Raw genomic sequence first — 20,607 nt, forward strand, 5'->3', positions numbered from 1 at the left:
GCTGATTTCACGCCGCTTCTGATGCAATAGTAAAAACGGCAATGCGCCGCGCGCACGTTGCTGACGAAAACAGCCATTTGCAGTATACTCCCGCCCTAATTTCTTTAACTGGTGCGGGCAATTTTTGCTCGCTTCATCAATGTAAGGTATTCCGGTGAATATTCAGGCTCTTCTCTCAGAAAAAGTCCGTCAGGCCATGATTGCGGCAGGCGCGCCTGCGGATTGCGAACCGCAGGTTCGTCAGTCAGCAAAAGTTCAGTTCGGCGACTATCAGGCTAACGGCATGATGGCAGTCGCTAAAAAACTGGGTATGGCACCGCGACAATTAGCAGAGCAGGTGCTGACTCATCTGGATCTTAACGGTATCGCCAGCAAAGTTGAGATCGCCGGTCCAGGCTTTATCAACATTTTCCTTGATCCGGCATTCCTGGCTGAACATGTTCAGCAGGCGCTGGCGTCAGATCGTCTCGGTGTTGCTACGCCAGAAAAACAGACCATTGTGGTTGACTACTCCGCACCGAACGTGGCGAAAGAGATGCACGTCGGTCACCTGCGCTCTACCATTATTGGTGACGCGGCAGTGCGTACTCTGGAGTTCCTCGGTCACAAAGTGATTCGCGCGAACCACGTCGGCGACTGGGGTACTCAGTTCGGTATGCTGATTGCGTGGCTGGAAAAACAGCAGCAGGAAAACGCCGGTGAAATGGAACTGGCTGACCTTGAAGGTTTCTACCGCGATGCGAAAAAGCATTACGATGAAGATGAAGAGTTCGCTGAGCGCGCACGTAACTACGTGGTAAAACTGCAAAGCGGTGACGAATACTTCCGCGAGATGTGGCGCAAACTGGTCGACATCACCATGACGCAGAACCAGATCACCTACGATCGTCTGAACGTGACGCTGACCCGCGATGACGTGATGGGCGAAAGCCTCTACAACCCGATGCTGCCGGGTATCGTAGCGGACCTGAAAGCCAAAGGTCTGGCAGTAGAAAGCGAAGGCGCAACCGTCGTATTCCTTGATGAGTTCAAAAACAAGGAAGGCGAACCGATGGGCGTGATCATTCAGAAGAAAGATGGCGGCTATCTTTACACCACTACTGATATCGCCTGTGCGAAATATCGTTATGAAACACTGCATGCCGATCGCGTGCTGTATTACATCGACTCCCGTCAGCATCAACACCTGATGCAGGCATGGGCGATCGTCCGCAAAGCAGGCTATGTGCCGGAATCCGTACCGCTGGAACACCACATGTTCGGCATGATGCTGGGCAAAGACGGCAAACCGTTCAAAACCCGCGCGGGCGGTACGGTGAAACTGGCCGATCTGCTGGATGAAGCCCTGGAGCGCGCACGTCGTCTGGTGGCAGAAAAGAACCCGGATATGCCAGCTGACGAGCTGGAAAAACTGGCCAATGCGGTGGGTATCGGCGCGGTGAAATACGCGGATCTCTCCAAAAACCGTACTACCGACTACATCTTCGACTGGGACAACATGCTGGCGTTTGAGGGTAATACCGCGCCATACATGCAGTATGCTTACACGCGTGTTTTGTCTGTGTTCCGTAAAGCAGAAATTAACGAAGAGCAACTGGCTTCAGCTCCGGTAATCATCCGTGAAGATCGTGAAGCGCAACTGGCTGCTCGTCTGCTGCAGTTTGAAGAAACCCTCACCGTGGTTGCCCGTGAAGGCACACCGCACGTGATGTGTGCTTACCTGTACGATCTGGCTGGTCTGTTCTCTGGCTTCTACGAGCACTGCCCGATCCTCAGCGCAGAAAACGAAGAAGTGCGTAACAGCCGTCTGAAACTGGCACAACTGACGGCGAAGACGCTGAAGCTGGGTCTGGATACGCTGGGTATTGAGACTGTAGAGCGTATGTAATCGCGTTATGTGTCAAAGGCCGATGTCGCAGTTACGGACATCGGCTTTTTTATCACCGCCGATAATTCACAATCACTTCATTACGTTGTACTTTCAGCGGCGGAATTAACCGCCCACCGCCAGGCACTTCCCAGATAAAGCGCAATGGTTCTGCTGCCGCTATACCGGAAAAGGCCACGGTGGTTCCGCTCTGCCCCTCTAATTCGACACAACGAGATTGTGAGCATAAACGTACCCGCAGTCCCGCGGGGGTCGGACCGATAAGCTGATAACGCCACGCCACCAGCGTCATCAATCCTGAAACAGGTTGTCGCGAAGAAAGAGGCGCAGAAGACATCGACTCACCGCGATGATTTAGCGTAATTCCGACACTACTTGCCTGCCACATCCCCTCCCCGGCGGCTTGCGCAATCACCGGAAACAACAGCATAGCCAATAAAGTTCTCATCATTTACCGCCAATTGTCGCCGTCATGCGGATATGTCGGTTATCAGATAGTTCCAGATTCGACAGCACCACTAACTGCGGCAAGCTGCGGCGCAGGAAGCGAGACAATAATGGTCGCAGCGCGTGGTTCACCAACAATACAGGCGGCGCACCCAACATCTCCTGACGGGATAGCGCTTCCTGAGTTTGCGCCAGTAAACGATCCGCCAGCCCTGGCTCCAGTCCGCCCCCGCCTTGCAACGCCTGTAATAACAAACGTTCCAGCGGCGTGTCGAGGCCAATAACATGGACTTCATCTTTGCCGGGGAACCACTGCTGGGTAATCGCTCGCCCCAACGCCACGCGCACGACGGCGGTTAATTCATGCGGAACGCTCTGAATGGGCGCATGCTCCGCCAGCGCTTCGAGAATGGTACGCATGTCGCGAATCGGCACTTTTTCATCGAGCAGATTTTGCAGCACTTTATGTAGCGTGGTGAGCGTGACGACGCCAGGAACGAGATCTTCCGTCAGCTTTGGCATCTCCTGGGCGACGCGATCCAGCAATTGTTGCGCCTCCTGGCGACCAAACAACTCTGCGGCGTGCTGGCTAATGAGATGGTTAAGATGCGTTGCCACCACTGTGCTGGCCTCAACCACGGTGTACCCCTGAATCTGCGCCTGTTCTTTTAGCGCACTTTCGATCCAGATAGCGTTCAGACCAAAAGCCGGATCGACGGTCGCTTCACCAGGTAACGTCCCGGCAGCGGTACCCGGGTTAATTGCCAGCCAGCGCCCCGGATAAGCATCGCCACTGCCAATCTCTACGCCTTTCATCAAAATACGATAACGTGCCGGTTGCAGATCCATATTGTCGCGAATGTGCACCACCGGCGGCAGGAAGCCCATTTCTTGGGCAAATTTCTTGCGAATACTACGAATACGGCCCAGCAACTCGCCATCTTGTTGGAAATCAACCATCGGGATCAGTCGATAGCCCACTTCCATTCCCAGAGAATCTTCCAGTTGCACATCATTCCACGTTGCTTCGACTACAGCATTATTCTCTGCCATTTTTACCGGTTTTGGTTCGGCTGGCGCTTTTTGATCGCGTCCGCGGATCCACCAGGCCAGCCCGAGCAATCCCGCCGTGAACAGCAAAAATACCAGGTTCGGCATTCCTGGCACCAGCCCGAGTAAACCGAGCACGGCGGCGCTTAACAACATAACGCTTGGGTTACTGAAAAGCTGATTCACCATCTGCTCGCCAACATCCTGATCGGTGCTGACACGCGTAACGATGACCCCCGCGGCGGTAGAAATCACCAGTGCCGGGATTTGTGCCACCAGACCGTCGCCTATGGTCAATAGCGTATAACTTTCCGCCGCGTGCCCCATGCTCATGCCATGTTGCAGCACACCAACCAGCAATCCGCCGACAACGTTAATGACCATGATGAGGATCCCGGCAATGGCATCGCCGCGAACAAACTTACTTGCCCCGTCCATTGAGCCGTAAAAATCGGCTTCCTGAGTCACTTCGGAGCGGCGTTTTTTCGCCTCATCTTCACCAATCAATCCAGCGTTAAGGTCGGCGTCAATCGCCATCTGCTTACCCGGCATACCATCGAGAACAAAGCGCGCGCCCACTTCCGCGATACGCCCGGCACCTTTGGTGATAACCATAAAGTTGATGATCACGAGAATGACGAACACCACGATACCGATAGCGAAATTGCCACCAACGAGGAAGTGACCGAACGCTTCGACCACCTTTCCAGCCGCCGCCGCGCCGGTATGCCCTTCCATCAAAATGATACGGGTTGAAGCTACGTTAAGAGCCAGACGCAACAGCGTGGTGAACAGCAGGATTGTCGGAAAGGCGGCAAACTCGAGCGTACGCTGGGTAAACATCGCCACCAGCAACACCATGATCGACAACGCGATATTAAAGGTAAACAGCAGGTCGAGAATGAAGGCAGGCAATGGCAGCACCATCATCGACAAAATCAGCAAGATCAAAATCGGTCCGGCAAGGATCTGCCATTGTGTCGATTTCAGGTTTGCGGGCAGGCGCAGCATCGCGGCCAGATTACTCATGGGTCGGTTTCTCGTTAATAAAATCCAGGGCTTCCGGCACCGGAAGATGAGTTGGTTGTACAGGGCGCTGTCCACCAGCCAGACGCCAACGTTTCAGTTGCCAGACCCAGGCCAGCACTTCCGCCACGGCGGCATAGAGTTGACCAGGTATTTGTTGACCGATTTCAGCATGTCGATACAGCGCACGCGCCAGCGGAGGCGCTTCGAGGGTCGGGACGTTATTTTCAGCGGCTATTTCACGAATGCGTAATGCCACCAGCCCCGCGCCCTTGGCAACGACTTTTGGCGCACTCATTTTGTTTTCGTCGTACTGCAAAGCCACTGAGTAGTGAGTTGGGTTATTGACGATAACGTCCGCTTTCGGCACATCGGCCATCATCCGCCGCCGCGCCGCAGCTCGCTGCATCTGACGGATTCGCCCTTTGACATGAGGGTCGCCTTCACTTTGTTTGAACTCATCACGAATATCCTGCCGTGACATACGCAGCTTTTTCAGGTGGCTGAAGATTTGGAAAAAGACGTCAAATCCCACCATCGGAATAACGCCAAGCACCACCAACAACGCGCATAGCCCAACCAGATCCATGGCGTTTCCCATGGCGGTAATCGGAGACTCGGCCATTAAGCGCATCATCTGCGGCCAGTGGTGCCAGAGATAAAACCCCGTCACACTGCCGACCAGGATGGATTTCAGTATCGCTTTCAGCAACTCCGCGCCAGTCTGTGCCGAGAACATCCGTTTAATGCCCGGTAGCGGGTTGAGTTTGGAAAACTTCGGCTGCAAGGATTTGCCGCTAAATACCAGCCCACCCAGCATCACCGGAGAAATGAGCGCCACCAGCACCACGCCGCTAATCAGCGGCAGCAGCGCCAGCATGGCTTCTCTGATCAGCAAAATAATCTGCCCGAGGATCAGGTTCGGGTCATTGATAATACTGTGATCAAAATGCAATCCCGCGGAGAGCATGCCCGACAATCGACGAGCCAGCGACACACCGCCAAACCAGATAACACACACGCCCACTAACAAAATCAGCAGCGACGTTAATTCACGGGAACGCGGGATTTGCCCCTCTTCCCGCGCTTTTTCAAGTCGGTGAGGTGTGGGGGCTTCTGTTTTGTCGTCGCTCTCGTCAGACACGTCGCCAATCCTGGAAAGAGTAATAAGCGTGAATGATGCCAGAGCGCAAAGCGTTCAATGGTTTGAGTAAGGGGTAAAAAAGGCGGGATTTAGGGCTTTTGCCACAGCACATCAGGCATGGTGACATGTTTGTCGGGTACGGCGTAAACGCCTTATCCAACCTTGAAGATCGATGTGACGCGGCCGCGTCACATCAGGCAATACAAATCAGAATCCAAGGCTATCCAACAAATCGTCGACCTGGTCCTGACTGGCTACCACACCGGCTTTGCTGGTATCTACCTGTGGTCCATTCAGCAAACTCTGGCTTTCACGTTTCGGACGTGCATCCTGTTCCGGGATATTTTCCAGCAGCACCATTAGCAACTGGCGTTCAATCTCCTGAATGACATCCATCATTCGTTTAATGACCTGCCCGGTGAGGTCCTGAAAATCCTGCGCCATCATGATTTCCAGCAACTGCGCATTGGTAAAACTGGTATGCGTCGGCACATCCGCCAGAAATTGCCGTGTATCGGTCACCAGTTCGCGAGCGTCGGCAAGATCAATGGGATCGGCAAACCAGCCATCCCAGCGTTGGGTTAACGCTTTTGCTGATTTCTCCATGTGATCCTGATGCGGTTGTGAAGCCTCAACACTGTTGAGCGCCCTTTCCGCAGCCTGGGCAGTCATCTGCACAACGTAGTACAAACGATCGCGGGCATCGGGGATGGCTTCCGCCGCTTCTGCAATGGCCTGGTCCAGCCCCAGCTCCCGCAGACTATCGCGCAGCATACGCGTCAGGCTGCCGATGCGCGCAATGATATCGCCAGCAGAATTTTCATCAGCAGGTTTAATTGATGGTTGCATCATAGTCGCATCCTCACATGCCCAGTTTCTCAAAGATTTTGTTGAGTTTTTCCTCCAGCGTCGCGGCGGTAAATGGCTTAACCACGTAGCCACTGGCCCCCGCTTGTGCTGCGGCAATAATGTTTTCTTTCTTCGCTTCTGCAGTCACCATTAACACCGGCAATGCTGACATCGCGCCATCAGCACGAATCGTTTTCAGCAACTCCAGGCCATCCATGTTGGGCATGTTCCAGTCGGAGATAACAAAACCATATCCTCCCGCCTGCAACTTATTGAGAGCGTCGGCGCCATCCTCCGCTTCCTCAACATTATTAAATCCAAGCTCTTTCAGCAGGTTACGCACGATGCGTCGCATGGTAGAAAAGTCATCCACAACCAAAAATTTAAGCTCTTTATCCGCCATCTCACACTCCTGATTTAAATACGTATCGCCTGTCCGGCACTGATTTTTGCCAGCATTTGCTGGCTTACCTGGCTAAGATCGACCACTTCGCAGACGCCACCCATATTGATGGCCTCGCGCGGCATGCCGAACACCACGCTGCTTGCTTCATTTTGCGCAAGAGTCCATGCCCCCGCCTGACGCATTGCTAACATTCCCGTCGCGCCGTCGTTGCCCATGCCCGTCAGAATCACCCCAACCGCATTACGCCCCGCCTGTTTGGCCACAGAATGAAACAACACATCTACCGATGGCCGATGGCGATTAACCGCCGGGCCATCGTGAATTTTGATTTGATAATTCGCGCCGCTACGCGCCAGTTCCATATGCCGATCGCCCGGGGCGATATAGGCATGCCCCGGCAAGACGCGTTCTCCGTCCTCGGCTTCTTTCACGCCGATTTGGCACAGCTTATTAAGTCTGTCGGCAAAAGAGCGGGTAAAACCGGGCGGCATATGCTGGGTAATTAACAGTGCCGGGCTGGAAAGCGGCAACGGTTGCAATACGTGACGAATCGCCTCAGTTCCCCCCGTTGAGGCGCCAATCGCAATCAGCTTTTCTGAACTCAAGAGCGGTCCGGTCTTCAGCGTTGTCGGTGCCGATAACGGTTTATGCGCAGTAAGGCTTGCCCTTGCTGCCGTACGCACCTTTTCGGCAATCATTTCGCTATACGCCAGCATTCCTTCGCGGATCCCCAGTTGCGGTTTGGTGACAAAATCTATCGCCCCCAACTCCAGAGCACGCAGCGTGACTTCGGAACCTTTGCCAGTCAGAGAAGAAACCATCACTACTGGCATCGGTCGCAAACGCATTAATTTTTCGAGGAAATCCAGTCCGTCCATACGCGGCATTTCGACGTCCAGCGTCAGCACATCAGGGTTGAATTTCTTAATCAAATCACGCGCGACCAGCGGATCGGGAGCCGTCGCTACCATTTCCATGTCACTATGACTATTGATGATTTCTGTCATTATCTGGCGCATCAGTGCCGAGTCATCGACCGACAACACCCTGATTTTGCTCATCGTTAATCCTTACTTAGCGCATACACCGTCTGTCCACGCAATGTGAAGCTGCGCTCAAGGTGGCTAAAGTTTTCAGAGTGACCCGCAAACAATAATCCGTCGGGTTTAAGCAGCGGTACAAAGCGGCGCAAAATCTCCTGCTGGGTCGCTTGATCGAAGTAGATCATGACGTTACGACAGAAGATCGCATCGAACGGCCCCGGCGCAGCGTACTGTTTCGCCAGCAAATTCAGCGGGGAAAAATCGATGTAGTTCGCCAGTGCCTTACGCACACGCACCAGCCCTTGATGCGGCCCCGTACCGCGCATGAAGTAGCGCTGGAGTTGTTGCGGCGTCAGGTTTTTCAGCTCTTCATGGCGATAAATGCCGCTTCTGGCTTTCTCCAGCACTTCGGTGTCGATATCGCTGGCGAACACTTTCCAGCGTCCGGGCGCGGTGCCCAGCGTGTCCGCCAGCGTCATCGCAATGCTGTAGGGTTCTTCACCTGTCGATGCTGCCGCACTCCATACGCGATACTCGCCAGAGCTGTGGCGGGCGTGCTCCGCGAGCAATGGGAAATGATGCCCCTCGCGGAAAAATGCCGTCAGGTTTGTGGTCAGCGAATTAATAAACGCCTGCCACTCGCCGCTGTGCTGATTAGATTCCAGTAAATTCAGATAATGGCCGAAGTCTGCAAGCCCCAGCGAGCGCAAACGGCGCACCAGGCGGTTGTAAACCATGTCGCGTTTGTGGTCCGCCAGGACTATCCCCGCACGTTGATAGATCAATTGACTTATCCGCCGAAAATGCGCGTCGGAAAGCGCCAGGCGCTCGGTCATCTGTAACAATAAAGACGTTTGCCCGCAGGGCAGAGATGATGTCATAGCGCCTTCTCAGTCACTTCAGGAAACCACTGATTCACCCGTTGTGCCGTTGCCGCCGCTTCTTCTGCCAGTGCGACGTTTTGTTGCATCACCTGATCCATTTGGCTGAAATGACCGAGTGAGTAAATACTCATCAAAATGTTTCCCAGTTTGGATCTTGTTCAGTAATACGCAGTCGCGGCTGTGCGGGTGGTTGTTCAGTGGTTGGACGGGATTGTGGTTTATTCGTTTGCGAGCTTGCAGCCAGACGGAATGTGGAAACTGCTTGCGTTAAACGGCTGGCCTGCTCTTCAAGGGCCGCCGCCGCCGCGGCAGACTCCTGCACCAGCGATGCGTTTTGTTGGGTGACGCGATCCATTTCCGACACTGCCAACGCCACTTGATCGATACCGCGACTCTGTTCATCCGATGCAGAGGCAATCTCGCCCATAATGTCGGTAACACGGGTGACGGCATTGACAATATTCGTCATGGTTTCCCCGGCACTTTCTACCAGCACCGAACCGGTATCAACGCGGGAGGCGGAATCTTCAATCAGCGCTTTGATCTCTTTTGCCGCCTGGGCGCTGCGACTGGCGAGATTACGCACTTCGCCCGCCACCACGGCAAAACCACGCCCCTGTTCCCCTGCTCGGGCGGCTTCAACAGCCGCGTTCAGTGCCAGGATATTGGTCTGGAAAGCAATGCCATCAATAACGCTAATAATGTCAGCAATTTTCTGCGAACTGTCGGCAATTTCGTGCATGGTTTTCACCACACCGTCCACGACTTTGCCACCATGCTGAGCAGTATCGGAGGCACTTTGCGCCAGTTGCGAGGCTTGACGGGCGTTATCGGCGTTCTGTTTCACTGTTGCTGTGAGCTGTTCCATGCTGGCGGCCGTTTCTTCCAGCGCCGATGCCTGCTGTTCAGTACGGGAGGAAAGATCGGTATTCCCCGCAGCAATCTCACGAGTACCAGCATAGATAGCGTCTGAACCTTCTCGCACATGGTTGACCGTGTCAGTCAGAGAGCGTTGCATATGTGAAACGCTCTGTGCCAGGTCGCCCATTTCGCTGCGTCCAGCAATGCAGAGGGTATGCGCCAGATTGCCACCAGCAATTTCCCGGATGTGAGAAATGATCTTCGCTAACGGGTTAAGTAGCATGCGGCGGATGCCGTACCACGCCACCAGCAGAATCAATACCACCACCAGCGCGATAACCGCCAGTTGCCACTGGGCAAATCGGTAATCATCCGCGTTGTCAGTGACGATATCTTGATACCGTTTTTCACTACTGAGGGCGTACTGGGCAAAGGCTTCGCCCATCGCATTTTGCATTCCCTGGGTTGGCTGAGCGAAATAGGCTCCGGTATTGCCATAATCAAGATAATCAATCAGTTCTGTTAATGCTGTGTGATAGTTTTTATATTTTTCGTCGATATTACGACGGGTAGCGACCATTTCAGGTAACGGTGCCATGATTTTGAATTTTTTATAATGGATTGCAGCCTGGGCCAATGTTTTCCTGGCGCTATCAAGCAATTCAACTTTAGCGTTACTTTGTTGATTGGATGAATCCATCATCATCCGCACCGCTGAACGACTCAGGTTAATGCGCGTTTGCAGCATTAAATCCCAAGTTGAGGTCAGCTCGCTTTGCTGCTCCCGTAATTGATTGGAAACCACAAAACTTTTCTGGCTATGGTGAAGAGAAGAAAAAAACAGACTTCCGGAAATAAGCTGTAACAGTGCGAATACCCCCAGCACCATTACCAACAGCGTGACTACGCGGATACGGTTAATCATAAGGCACCTTCCTGAAAACAAGTTGGTTTCGTTATCGGCAGGAAGGAGGGAAACTTTATTTCTGATGCCAGTCATGGCGATATTAAAATGAAAAACCCAATGCGCAGGGCATCGGGCTCATTTCATTTGAGTACAGCTGGATAAATTATGCGACTTCTGATGCCGTGCTATCCAACAGCGCCATCTCTTCGCTATTCAGCAGTTTTTCGATATTAACCAGAATTAGCATGCGATCGCCCAGCGCACCCAGGCCGGTGAGGTATTCTGTGGAAAGCGTCACAGCAAATTCCGGTGCCGGGCGAATTTGTTCCGTCGTCAACGAAAGAACATCTGAAACGCCATCTACCACAATGCCGACCACCCGCTGCCCAAGATTCAGAACGATAACCACCGTGTTATCGTTGTACTCCACATCCACCTGGCTGAACTTAATACGCAAATCAATAATTGGCGCAATCACGCCGCGCAGATTAGTGACGCCTTTGATAAACGCGGGTGTATTGGCAATCCGCGTAACCTGATCGTAGCCACGGATCTCCTGCACTTTCAGAATATCGATGCCGTACTCTTCGTCACCGAGGGTAAATACCAGAAACTCCTGGCCTGACGGTTCGCTGGCCAGCTTTGTTACATTTGTCATACCGGTCATATTTATTCCCTTTTTACTCAATCAGGCGGCGGTATTCGCCATACGTTGTTCGCGGTTTATCGCCTGCAAGGCGGAAACATCAACAATCAGTGCCACGCTGCCGTCGCCAAGAATGGTTGCAGCAGAAATGCCAGGGACTTTGCGATAGTTACTTTCAAGGTTTTTAACCACCACCTGATGTTGACCAATTAACTGATCCACCAGCAAGGCGTAGCGGCGACCGCCACTTTGCAGAATGACAACAATCCCCTCTGTAGCTTCGGTTTTCGCGCCTGCGACGTTGAACACTTTCCACAGTTCGACGATGGGCAGATATTCACCACGCACTTCCAATACTCGCTCGCCCCCTGCCAGTGGATGGAGATCGGCTTCACGAGGTTGTAGTGATTCCATGACGGCGTTCAGCGGCAGAATGAAAACTTCGTCAGCGACGCGTACCGACATGCCATCGAGGATCGCCAGCGTTAGCGGCAGTAAAATGCGGATTGTGGTGCCAACGCCCTGCTTCGACTGGATTTCAACGTGGCCACCCATCTCCTGGATATTACGTTTGACGACATCCATGCCGACGCCGCGCCCGGAGACATCGGTGACCTGCTCCGCCGTGGAAAAACCAGGGGCGAATATCAACATCGCCACTTCGTCGTCAGTCATGTTGTCGCTAACGCTCAGACCTTGCGAGGCGGCTTTTGCCAGAATCCGCTCTCGATTAAGCCCCGCGCCATCGTCGGTCACTTCGATGCAGATGTTGCCGCCCTGGTGTTCAGCAGACAGGATTAAATTTCCAACGCTATCTTTGCCCGTAGCAAGTCGTTTTTCTGGCAGTTCAATACCGTGGTCGAGGCTATTGCGTACCAGGTGGGTCAGAGGATCGATAATGCGTTCTATCAGACTCTTGTCGAGTTCGGTGGAACTGCCCACCAGCGTCAGTTCCACCTGTTTGCCAAGTTTACCCGCCAGGTCGCGCACCAGCCGGGGATAGCGGCTAAAGACATATTCCATTGGCATCATGCGAATCGACATCACTGATTCCTGCAAATCGCGGGCGTTACGTTGTAACTGCCCCATGCTGGTAATCAAATCCCCATGATTCACCGGGTCCAGTTCACTGGAGCGCTGGGCCAGCATCGACTGAGTAATCACCAGTTCGCCAACGAGGTTAATCAGCTGATCAACCTTTTCAACCGCCACGCGGATGCTGCTAGATTCGCTGCCGCGCGACGTTTTTTCCCGTTCCACTCGCCCTGCTGGTGCTTGTTCGGCTGCCAGTTTAAGTACCGGTGGCGGGGATATTTTTGGCGTGGATTCTACTGTTTCAAAGGCAATCTGATCGGCCTCAATCACAAAACAGAGCACCGCTTTAATATCATCTTCGGCGATGTCGCCCGGTAATATTGCCGAAAGAGAATCAGCAGCTTTCACCACATCAGTCAACGTTGTCAGATGCTCCAGCTCTTCTTCCAGTAGATCGACTTCTCCTGCCTTCAGACGCGAAAGTAGAATTCGTCGCGGCGACTCACTGTTACTCTGCACATCTTGCAGTTCACTTTTGGCAACCACACTTAACCGGGTCATGGCGGGGGCCGTTTCGCCTTTCGCTTCTATTGCCAGTTGACGTAAGGCCTGGCAGATATAGTCAAAGCTGGCGGCATCCGGCTCTTGCGACTGTTTATAAGCGTCGAGCTGTTCCTGCATGATGTCCTTCGTTTCCAAAAACAGATTGATAATGTCGGTGTTAAGCAGCATTTCACCGCGTCTGGCTTCGTCGAGCAGGTTTTCCATCAGATGCGTGGTTTCCTGCAATACGCTAAAGCCAAAGGTTCCCGCCCCTCCTTTGATGGAGTGGGCCGCACGAAAGATGGCATTCAATTGTTCGGCATCTGGCGCTTCTGGCTGTAAATTCAGCAGATGCTGCTCCATATCGGCCAACAGTTCGTCCGCTTCATCAAAAAATGTCTGATAAAAATCGCTTATATCCATGCTCACGCTGTCACCTCGGTTCGGCTGATGGCATTGTGGAAACACTGACCTGCGGTGTTACCCCAGGTTTTTCCAGGACGCTTACCGGCTCATTCTGGCTTTCGGCGTTTTCATGCAAAATGGCCTGTTCGGCTTGTTTATTCAGTACCAACAGACTGATTCGACGATTAACGGCATCATCCGGACCGCGATCGCTTAAGCGCATGGTCGCCGCCATGCCGACAACGCGTAAAATTTTGCCATCAGCCAGACTTCCCACCATTAGCTCACGGCGCGACGCATTGGCGCGTTCAGTGGAAAGCTCCCAGTTGCTGTAACCTTTCTCACCATTGGCGTAAGGGAAATCATCGGTATGACCGGAAAGGCTGATACGGTTAGGAATACCGTTCAGCACCGGCGCAATGGCGCGCAGAATATCGCGCATATAGGGCTCGACATCAGCACTACCGGTTTTAAACATCGGGCGATTCTGGCTATCAATTATCTGGATACGTAAACCTTCCTGTACCAGATCGATTTTGAGATGTGGGCGCATCGCCCGTAGTTTCGGGTCTGATTCAATAAGCTGGTCGAGATCGCCACGCAATTTCCGCAGCCGACTTTGCTCCATGCGTTTTTTAAGTTCTTCAATGTTCGGCTGCTTATTCACTTCCCCCTGGCTTTGGGTGAAATCATCACCGCCGCCGGGAATTGGGCTTTCGCTATTAGAAATTCGATCGCCGCCCGTTACCGCTGTCGCCAGCGGCGTACGGAAGTATTCCGCAATCTGAATCAGCTCTTTTGGGCTGGAGATGGAGATAAGCCACATCACCAGAAAAAAAGCCATCATCGCGGTCATAAAGTCAGCATAAGCAATCTTCCACGAACCATGTGCTGCGCCGTGGGATTTCGCTTTGCGTCGTTTGACGACAATAATCGGATGCGCTTGATTCTTCATGCTTCCTCGGTTGTCGTCTGCTGTTGCGGATTTTTCACCGCGCGCACATGCTCTTCCAGTTCAACAAACGACGGACGTTCACTGGAATAGAGCGTTTTGCGACCAAATTCAACGGCGATAGGCGGTGCGTAACCGTTCAGATTAGAAAGCAGTGTGACTTTGACGCACTGCATCATTTTGCTGGTTTCGGCGCTTTTCTGGCGCAAAACACTCGCCAACGGGGAAATAAATCCGTAAGCCAATAAGATACCGAGGAAAGTCCCCACCATCGCATGTGCGATGAGTGCCCCCAATTCGGCAGCAGGACGATCGGCTGATCCTAATGCGTGCACCACTCCCATTACGGCCGCAACAATCCCAAACGCAGGAAGAGAGTCTCCGACCAACGCCAGGCTGTTCGCCGGGACTTCCGCCTCGTTTTCGTGCGTTTCTATCTCTTCGTCCATCAGGGCTTCAATTTCGAAGGTATTCATGTGGCCGCTGATAATCAGACGCAGATAATCGACGATAAAATCCAGCATAACGGCATCCGCGAGGATGCGCGGATAACTGGCGAAGATCTCGCTCTCTCGTGGATTTTCAATATCGCGTTCCAGTGAGAACATGCCCATTTGCCGCGATTTCGCCATCAGACGGTAAAGCAACGCCAGCAAATCCATATACATTGCTTTGGTATATTTAGAGCGACGAAACAACAATGGCAGCGCCTTAAGCGTACCTTTGATTGCTTTGCCATTATTGCCGACGATAAACGACCCAATGCCTGCACCGGCAATAATCACCAGTTCAGCGGGTTGATAGAGTGCTCCAAGGCTTCCACCGGTCATCAAATAACCGCCGAAAACTGTACCGAGAACAACCAGGTAACCTAATAAGATAAGCACGACATCATCCTTTCACTGTTGACCATGACAGGATGTTCAGTCGGCAGACGTTACCTTACGGCTGGAGAAAAATAAGCAGCGGCAATTAATTACCGCTGCTGGAGTGTTTCGCCACACCGTATGGGTTAAACAGCCTGTATTCTCTGTTCATCCAGCAGTTGAGGGATAATATCGGCAGGGTTCTGAGAAAGTTTACGTCTTTTTACGGCGCGCGATGGCGGTTGACATAAGCTGCAGGCAAAACTGCCGACAGGTTGATGAGCATGAGTGATAAAATTACCGCCGCAGCAGTTGCAGCTGGAAAGTTGCAGTAAATCGCTTTCAACAAATCGCACCAGAGTCCAGGCACGGGTTAGCGCCAGCAGTGGTCCGTTTTCGGCTTGTGGGCACTGTTCAAGGTATAAACGATAGGCTTTGATTACCGCATCGACGCCATTACATAACCCGGTTTTCAGTAAAAACTGCCATGCATTACAGAACATCGACGCATGGACATTTTGTTCCCAGGTCATAAACCAGTCGGTAGAGAACGGCAACATCCCTTTCGGCGGCGGGCTTCCGCGCAGCTCTTTATAGAGCTTGATCAGGCGTCCGCGACTTAATTGTGTTTCACTTTCCAGCATCTGCAAACGAGCGCCCAGGGTTATCAACTCCATGGCGAGTTGAATATCACGGGCTTCCTGAACAATGCTTTTTTCACTCATGATCAGGCCCTTTTCTTACGTTGTGCTTCTTCGGGCTGATTAACATCATTCAATAAACGCGTGGAGAGCATAATGCCGGTATGAATTTGCTGGAGATCGTCAACACGGGAATCCTGCGTCAGTTGGTTAATAGTCTGGTGGCTGTCAAAGCGGAATTGACAAATCAGTTGATTGGTTTCGGCCAGTTTAACCATTTGCGGAAGAGTCAGCGTCGCCAGCGTTGTAGCCATTTCTTCATTAATACCGAGACGAAACATGGCGGACGCTTTGTCCTGAACGATCAGACGCTGTGCAAGAAGTAAATATGACAAGTTAATGTCATAAATATGTTTCAGCAACTCGGAGGTATGCATTATTCCCACCCAGAATAACTAACTTTATTTTTTATGCGGTATCACCGCATCCCGTGATGTCGCCGGGAAATCCCGGTAAAAAGTAAATAAAAATGGAATAGTAGCGATCAACGAAAAAACACACAGACATCATAAGAGGTGAAACACGTCTTACACAGAGTGATGCTTTTTACACTTATCTAAGATTTTTCCTAATTCGACGCAACTGTACTCGTCACCACTCATACATACAACGGAGCGGAGCTGCGATTTTCGACAATGTGTGATACGGATCACACAAAACACTCAATTACTTAACATTGATGTATAAGTCATACTTTTGTTTTGCGTATATTTCATTCTGTTAAAAAGTTTTTCAGCTTATCTGCCAGCAAAAATGATGTGGCGGGATAAAATTGAGATGTTGCGCACTGTTAATATAAATCACCGTGAATAACCATCTCCCGGATATGGGATAAATATCTATGATCTCTGTAAATCATTAAAAAAACAGCCAATTAAATAATAATATGCCATTTAAAAAAAATTAAGGCTGCCAACAATATTAATGTTAACAAGATGTTTTATTAATATTAACCATTTGTTTAGTGAGAGAAATCAATTTCTCCACTTCCTCATCATCACCCGCATGACTACATAGTAACACTACGATATTGATTAATTATCTTTATTAATTATCATGCTAACATTTGCATTTTTGACCAAGTTGTTATTGCATCTATAGCTCATTCAGGGTAAAGCTGTGATCTCACCTGAAGTTCATAGAATAAGGAGCAGGTTATGAGTTACGCCAATATTCTTGTTGCCGTTGCTGTCTCACCGGAAAGCCAGCAACTGTTAGCAAAAGCGGTATCTATCGCCCGTCCCGTTAATGGGCGTATCAGTTTAATCACCCTCGCTTCCGATCCAGAAATGTACAATCAATTAGCCGCGCCGATGCTTGAGGATTTACGCAGTGTGATGCATGAAGAAACACAAAACTTTCTGGACAAATTAATTCAGGATGCTGGATATCCCGTTGAAGAAAAGTTTATAGCTTACGGAGAGTTGAGCGAACATATTCTGGCGGTATGCCGTAAACATAAATTCGATTTGGTGATTTGCGGTAATCATAATCACAGTTTCTTTTCGCGAGCATCCTGCTCTGCGAAAAGTGTGATTGCCTCAAGTGAGGTTGATGTGCTGTTGGTTCCGCTTAAGGGAGATTAAGCGCAATTACGCCAGCTTTGGAAAGGTCGCAACTTTATCGCGCTGCTGGCTTTCCGCGCTGCGCGGAACTATCAGCTTTAGGTCGCTAATAAAGCACTCCTGCCAGTGGTTAATATCGTTTTTCACGATAATTTCCAACATTTCTGCATGACGGGAAATACGTTCTGCCAGCGACATAGTCAATGCCCGATTCAACGCCGCCGCGACTTCATCACGATCGTATGGGTTAACGATTAACGCTGACGTCAGTTCATTCGCCGCCCCCGCAAATTGTGAAAGTACCAGTACACCGGGATTGGCAGGATCCTGGGCGGCGACATATTCTTTCGCCACCAGATTCATCCCGTCACGCAGCGGCGTCACTAATCCGACATCGGAATAGCGGAAGATTTTCATCAGTAATTTACGGTCGAAATGCTGGTTCAGATAATAAAGCGGTGTCCAGCCTAATTGCCCATATTTTCCGTTAATTCTCCCGGCTTCATTTTCCAGCTGATGACGAATATCCTGATACGCCTGCACATCACCACGCGAGGTTGGCGCTATCTGGGTATAACGTATTTTGCCATGATGTTGCGGATATTTTTCCAGCAAGGCTTCATAGGCGAGAAAACGCTCAGGCAGACCTTTGGAATAATCCAGTCGTTCGACAGAAAAGATATTTTGTACGCTTTTCAGCTCCGCTTTTAATTGCGCCAGTTTGGGCGGCAGCGGTCCGGCAGCCTGTTTGGCTATTTCATCCGGTTCAATACCAATAGGGTAAACTTCGGTGCGAAATGCCTTGCCCCAAGCCGTATGATTGCGCGAACTACGCGTCGTGACGCGCGTCAGGTTGGAAAGGCAATCCAGAAACGCCAGGCGATCGTTTTCTGTCTGAAACCCCAGCAAATCATAATCACAAAGCTGTTCAAGCAACGTGTTATAAGTCGGCAGCGCGTTGAAAATTTCCGGCGTCGGGAAAGGAATATGCAGGAAGAAACCAATGCGATTATTCACGCCACGTTTGCGGAGTTCATGCGCAAATGGCAACAGGTGATAATCGTGGATCCAAATAATGTCATCGTCTTCCAGCAACGGCAGTAATTTATCTGCCAGCAATGCATTCACGCGTAAATAGCCTTCCCAGGCGGAACGCTGAAATTGCACCAGATCGAGTCGATAATGAAATGCGGGCCAGAGAACAGCATTGGAGAATTGGTTGTAGTATTCGTCGAGATCCTTTTCACTGAGGTTAAAAGAGGCCCAGGTGATATTTCCTTTTTTCACCTTTTTTAGCGGCTGATCCTCATTCCCTGTTTCGCCACTCCAGCCAAACCACAGTCCACCTGCGGCTTTCAGCGCCCCCAGTATACCGACAGCAAGGCCACCGGCACTGGCGGCGTGCTCGTCTGGTGGTGCAATCCGGTTAGATACTACGACTAAACGGCTCATAGTCATCACTCCTGTTATTGTCTCTTTTTAGTTGTTGTAATGCGTTGGTTATCATTTCAAGCCAGCGCCAGACATCCGGCACGCCCGCCAGCCGCCATGATGCCTGAGTTGCGCCTGTGCCAATTTTCACTGACATTCCGCCCAGCCTGTTAACGACCGAGAAGCCAGATTCATCGGTTAAGTCATCGCCTAAAAAAATAGGCTTGCGGCCAATAAAGGGAACTTCCTGCATAAATGCGGCAATCGCGTCCCCTTTGCTGGTACCTCTCGGTTTTATCTCAACGACACACTTTCCCTGTTGTAACGCCATTTGCGGCCAAATCTGGGTAATGCGCTGCGCTAATGTCAATAAGGCGTCCTCATGCTGCGGTGCCTGACGATAATGCAGCGCAAAGGCCATCCCTTTAGCCTCAACCTCTACACCGGGAAGCCTGGCGATAGCCGTATGCAGTTGAACGCTAATATCCCGGGCAATCGCTTCCGGCAAATGAACAATATGCGTTTTACCATTGATGTCACGGCGCTCCGCCCCATGCACACCCGCTAACGGGAAGCGATAAGGTTTCGCCAGCGCGTCAAGCTCTACCATTGAGCGCCCTGATATCAATGCCAATGCACCATCACTTGCGGTTGCCAGCAGCTGGAGTCCTTGCAGAATATTTTCAGGTACGACGACCTGATCGGGATGCGGTTTGATTTCCGCCAGCGTTCCATCGAGATCAAAAAACCAGGCATAATTCGCGGATAGTTCAGGGGGTTCGGTTAACGGTTCTGTCACCCGGTACTCCTCCTTATCTTTTTATTGTTCGCGCAGAACGCGCTTTACAGACATGTAAGTATAGACAGTGTGACGAGGCTCGCCATTGGCAAAAAGAACAGCCAACCGTTGTGGCGGTTGGCTGTGGAGGATTTTGGAACTAAATAATTATCGTATAAAGCATCAAACAGTGCGTTTCGCTTTTTGCTTATAACGGTCGAAGATCACCGCAGCCAGCAGGATTAAGCCACGAACAACATACTGTGCGAACGGAGAAATATTAAGCAGGTTCATGGCGTTTTCCACGGTGCCTAAAATTAAGATACCCGCCACTACATATGAGATTTTTCCGATGCCGCCTTTCAGAGAAACGCCACCTAAAACGCAGGCAGAGATAACAATCAACTCATAACCAATAGACGTCATTGGCTGGCCGCTGGTCATACGAGAAGCCAGAATGATCCCGGCAATCGCCGATACCAGACCAGAGAGAACGAAGATAATAATTTTGGTACGGACTACCGGTACACCCGCGAGGCGTGCCGCCTCTTCGTTACCGCCAATTGCCAATGTATTACGACCAAAAGTGGTTTTGTTCAGCAGCAAACCAAAGACGACCAGGCAAGCCACAGTGAGCCAGATTGGCGCAGGCAGGCCGAACCAGTTGGCATAACCGAGTGCAAAGAAGCTTTCATCTTCGATGCCCACCGCTTTACCGTCAGAGATAATATACGCCAGACCACGGACAATCTGCATCGTCGCCAGCGTGGTAATCAGGGCGTTGATTTTCAATTTAGCGATAACAAAGCCATTCACCAGGCCGCAGAGAACGCCCAGCAGTAAACCTGCCGCCACGCCAATCCACAAACTTTCGGTCAGGTTAATAACCACTGCAGTGGTTACGCCTGCGCAGGCAATCACCGAGGCGACAGAAAGGTCAAAGTCACCTGAGGCCAGGCAAAACAACATACCGCAAGCCACCATCCCCGACATGGAGATTGCCAGTCCCAGCCCTTTCATATTAATAAAGGTGGCAAAGTTCGGCACGAAGATGGCACAGGCGATAAAAAGCACTGCGAACACCACCAGCATACCGTACTGATCCCAGATACGCCCGAGGCTGAATGACGACTTAGGTGCGCCAGAACCCGATGTAGAAACAGAAGACATCTTATTCTCC

20 protein-coding genes are annotated in these 20,607 nt (G+C 51.4%); 2 read left to right on the forward strand and 18 right to left on the reverse strand.

The window, feature by feature from the left end:
• The first annotated feature begins 154 nt into the window (after window positions 1-154).
• On the forward strand, window positions 155-1,888 hold the full coding sequence (gene argS, locus D9734_RS14950; RefSeq protein ID WP_130208507.1) for an arginine--tRNA ligase: 1,734 nt from the start codon (window positions 155-157) through the stop codon (window positions 1,886-1,888).
• Window positions 1,889-1,940: 52 nt separating this feature from the next.
• On the opposite strand, the gene flhe is transcribed toward argS, so the two are convergent.
• The 15 genes from flhe to flhD form a co-directional block, all read right to left on the reverse strand.
• Entirely contained in the window at window positions 1,941-2,336 is a 396-nt protein-coding gene (gene flhe / locus D9734_RS14955) for a flagellar protein FlhE (protein WP_130208733.1), read from the reverse strand.
• The gene (flhA, locus tag D9734_RS14960; RefSeq protein ID WP_130208509.1) at window positions 2,336-4,414 is read right to left on the reverse strand and encodes a flagellar biosynthesis protein FlhA; all 2,079 of its coding nucleotides are present in this window, start codon (window positions 4,412-4,414) and stop codon (window positions 2,336-2,338) included. Before flhA ends, flhe begins: the two co-directional genes overlap by 1 nt.
• Window positions 4,407-5,555 carry a flagellar biosynthesis protein FlhB gene (gene flhB / locus D9734_RS14965; RefSeq protein ID WP_130208511.1) on the reverse strand — a complete coding sequence of 383 codons (1,149 nt, stop codon included), beginning with the start codon at window positions 5,553-5,555 and terminating at the stop codon, window positions 4,407-4,409. Before flhB ends, flhA begins: the two co-directional genes overlap by 8 nt.
• Before the next feature lie 207 nt (window positions 5,556-5,762).
• Window positions 5,763-6,407: a protein phosphatase CheZ gene (gene cheZ / locus D9734_RS14970; RefSeq protein ID WP_130208513.1), complete on the reverse strand. Its 645-nt coding sequence runs from the start codon at window positions 6,405-6,407 to the stop codon at window positions 5,763-5,765.
• A gap of 10 nt (window positions 6,408-6,417) precedes the next feature.
• Window positions 6,418-6,807: a chemotaxis response regulator CheY gene (gene cheY, locus D9734_RS14975; protein ID WP_000763855.1), complete on the reverse strand. Its 390-nt coding sequence runs from the start codon at window positions 6,805-6,807 to the stop codon at window positions 6,418-6,420.
• 14 nt (window positions 6,808-6,821) lie between these two features.
• Complete coding sequence (gene cheB / locus D9734_RS14980; protein WP_130208515.1) at window positions 6,822-7,871, reverse strand: protein-glutamate methylesterase/protein glutamine deamidase; 1,050 nt, start codon at window positions 7,869-7,871, stop codon at window positions 6,822-6,824.
• A gap of 2 nt (window positions 7,872-7,873) precedes the next feature.
• On the reverse strand, window positions 7,874-8,734 hold the full coding sequence (gene cheR / locus D9734_RS14985; RefSeq protein WP_130208517.1) for a protein-glutamate O-methyltransferase CheR: 861 nt from the start codon (window positions 8,732-8,734) through the stop codon (window positions 7,874-7,876).
• Window positions 8,731-8,868, reverse strand: a complete 138-nt coding sequence (locus D9734_RS23250) for a hypothetical protein (RefSeq protein ID WP_165383289.1) — start codon at window positions 8,866-8,868, stop codon at window positions 8,731-8,733. The genes cheR and D9734_RS23250 overlap by 4 nt, the downstream gene beginning before the upstream one ends.
• Window positions 8,868-10,523 carry a methyl-accepting chemotaxis protein II gene (gene tar / locus D9734_RS14990; RefSeq protein WP_130208519.1) on the reverse strand — a complete coding sequence of 552 codons (1,656 nt, stop codon included), beginning with the start codon at window positions 10,521-10,523 and terminating at the stop codon, window positions 8,868-8,870. The genes D9734_RS23250 and tar overlap by 1 nt, the downstream gene beginning before the upstream one ends.
• A gap of 145 nt (window positions 10,524-10,668) precedes the next feature.
• Window positions 10,669-11,172: a chemotaxis protein CheW gene (gene cheW, locus D9734_RS14995; RefSeq protein WP_130208521.1), complete on the reverse strand. Its 504-nt coding sequence runs from the start codon at window positions 11,170-11,172 to the stop codon at window positions 10,669-10,671.
• 21 nt (window positions 11,173-11,193) lie between these two features.
• Complete coding sequence (gene cheA / locus D9734_RS15000) at window positions 11,194-13,158, reverse strand: chemotaxis protein CheA (protein WP_130208523.1); 1,965 nt, start codon at window positions 13,156-13,158, stop codon at window positions 11,194-11,196.
• Window positions 13,159-13,162: 4 nt separating this feature from the next.
• A complete protein-coding gene (gene motB, locus D9734_RS15005) occupies window positions 13,163-14,089 on the reverse strand; it encodes a flagellar motor protein MotB (RefSeq protein ID WP_130208525.1) in 927 nt (308 codons plus the stop codon).
• Window positions 14,086-14,973, reverse strand: coding sequence for a flagellar motor stator protein MotA (gene motA / locus D9734_RS15010; RefSeq protein WP_130208527.1), 888 nt, complete (start codon window positions 14,971-14,973; stop codon window positions 14,086-14,088). The genes motB and motA overlap by 4 nt, the downstream gene beginning before the upstream one ends.
• 125 nt (window positions 14,974-15,098) lie before the next feature.
• Window positions 15,099-15,677, reverse strand: coding sequence for a flagellar transcriptional regulator FlhC (flhC, locus tag D9734_RS15015; protein WP_064529301.1), 579 nt, complete (start codon window positions 15,675-15,677; stop codon window positions 15,099-15,101).
• A 2-nt stretch (window positions 15,678-15,679) separates the two neighbouring features.
• Window positions 15,680-16,030 (reverse strand): flagellar transcriptional regulator FlhD, encoded by a 351-nt coding sequence (flhD, locus tag D9734_RS15020; RefSeq protein WP_130208529.1) that lies wholly within the window; start codon window positions 16,028-16,030, stop codon window positions 15,680-15,682.
• 780 nt (window positions 16,031-16,810) lie between these two features.
• On the opposite strand from flhD, the gene uspC reads away from it, so the two are divergent.
• Window positions 16,811-17,239, forward strand: a complete 429-nt coding sequence (uspC, locus tag D9734_RS15025) for a universal stress protein UspC (protein ID WP_130208531.1) — start codon at window positions 16,811-16,813, stop codon at window positions 17,237-17,239.
• 6 nt (window positions 17,240-17,245) lie between these two features.
• Here uspC and otsA read toward each other — a convergent pair whose 3' ends face one another.
• The 3 genes from otsA to araH all read right to left on the reverse strand — a co-directional run bounded on the left by otsA (window position 17,246) and on the right by araH (window position 20,597).
• Entirely contained in the window at window positions 17,246-18,670 is a 1,425-nt protein-coding gene (gene otsA / locus D9734_RS15030) for an alpha,alpha-trehalose-phosphate synthase (RefSeq protein WP_130208533.1), read from the reverse strand.
• The gene (gene otsB, locus D9734_RS15035) at window positions 18,645-19,448 is read right to left on the reverse strand and encodes a trehalose-phosphatase (RefSeq protein WP_130208535.1); all 804 of its coding nucleotides are present in this window, start codon (window positions 19,446-19,448) and stop codon (window positions 18,645-18,647) included. Before otsB ends, otsA begins: the two co-directional genes overlap by 26 nt.
• Window positions 19,449-19,610: 162 nt before the next feature.
• Window positions 19,611-20,597 (reverse strand): arabinose ABC transporter permease AraH, encoded by a 987-nt coding sequence (gene araH / locus D9734_RS15040; protein WP_130208537.1) that lies wholly within the window; start codon window positions 20,595-20,597, stop codon window positions 19,611-19,613.
• Window positions 20,598-20,607 lie beyond the last annotated feature (10 nt).

The organism is Escherichia sp. E14S1 (genome assembly GCF_004211995.1).
GTDB lineage: Bacteria > Pseudomonadota > Gammaproteobacteria > Enterobacterales > Enterobacteriaceae > Escherichia.

What these genes read in the sequence shown, in the direction of transcription:
- araH (WP_130208537.1), bottom strand. Translation starts at nt 20,597, where the DNA reads ATGTCTTCTGTTTCTACATCGGGTTCTGGCGCACCTAAGTCGTCATTC.
- flhe (WP_130208733.1), bottom strand. Translation starts at nt 2,336, where the DNA reads ATGAGAACTTTATTGGCTATGCTGTTGTTTCCGGTGATTGCGCAAGCC.
- cheY (WP_000763855.1), bottom strand. Translation starts at nt 6,807, where the DNA reads ATGGCGGATAAAGAGCTTAAATTTTTGGTTGTGGATGACTTTTCTACC.
- tar (WP_130208519.1), bottom strand. Translation starts at nt 10,523, where the DNA reads ATGATTAACCGTATCCGCGTAGTCACGCTGTTGGTAATGGTGCTGGGG.
- flhC (WP_064529301.1), bottom strand. Translation starts at nt 15,677, where the DNA reads ATGAGTGAAAAAAGCATTGTTCAGGAAGCCCGTGATATTCAACTCGCC.
- cheB (WP_130208515.1), bottom strand. Translation starts at nt 7,871, where the DNA reads ATGAGCAAAATCAGGGTGTTGTCGGTCGATGACTCGGCACTGATGCGC.
- flhA (WP_130208509.1), bottom strand. Translation starts at nt 4,414, where the DNA reads ATGAGTAATCTGGCCGCGATGCTGCGCCTGCCCGCAAACCTGAAATCG.
- cheZ (WP_130208513.1), bottom strand. Translation starts at nt 6,407, where the DNA reads ATGATGCAACCATCAATTAAACCTGCTGATGAAAATTCTGCTGGCGAT.
- uspC (WP_130208531.1), top strand. Translation starts at nt 16,811, where the DNA reads ATGAGTTACGCCAATATTCTTGTTGCCGTTGCTGTCTCACCGGAAAGC.
- cheW (WP_130208521.1), bottom strand. Translation starts at nt 11,172, where the DNA reads ATGACCGGTATGACAAATGTAACAAAGCTGGCCAGCGAACCGTCAGGC.
- motB (WP_130208525.1), bottom strand. Translation starts at nt 14,089, where the DNA reads ATGAAGAATCAAGCGCATCCGATTATTGTCGTCAAACGACGCAAAGCG.
- cheR (WP_130208517.1), bottom strand. Translation starts at nt 8,734, where the DNA reads ATGACATCATCTCTGCCCTGCGGGCAAACGTCTTTATTGTTACAGATG.
- otsA (WP_130208533.1), bottom strand. Translation starts at nt 18,670, where the DNA reads ATGAGCCGTTTAGTCGTAGTATCTAACCGGATTGCACCACCAGACGAG.
- flhD (WP_130208529.1), bottom strand. Translation starts at nt 16,030, where the DNA reads ATGCATACCTCCGAGTTGCTGAAACATATTTATGACATTAACTTGTCA.
- D9734_RS23250 (WP_165383289.1), bottom strand. Translation starts at nt 8,868, where the DNA reads ATGAGTATTTACTCACTCGGTCATTTCAGCCAAATGGATCAGGTGATG.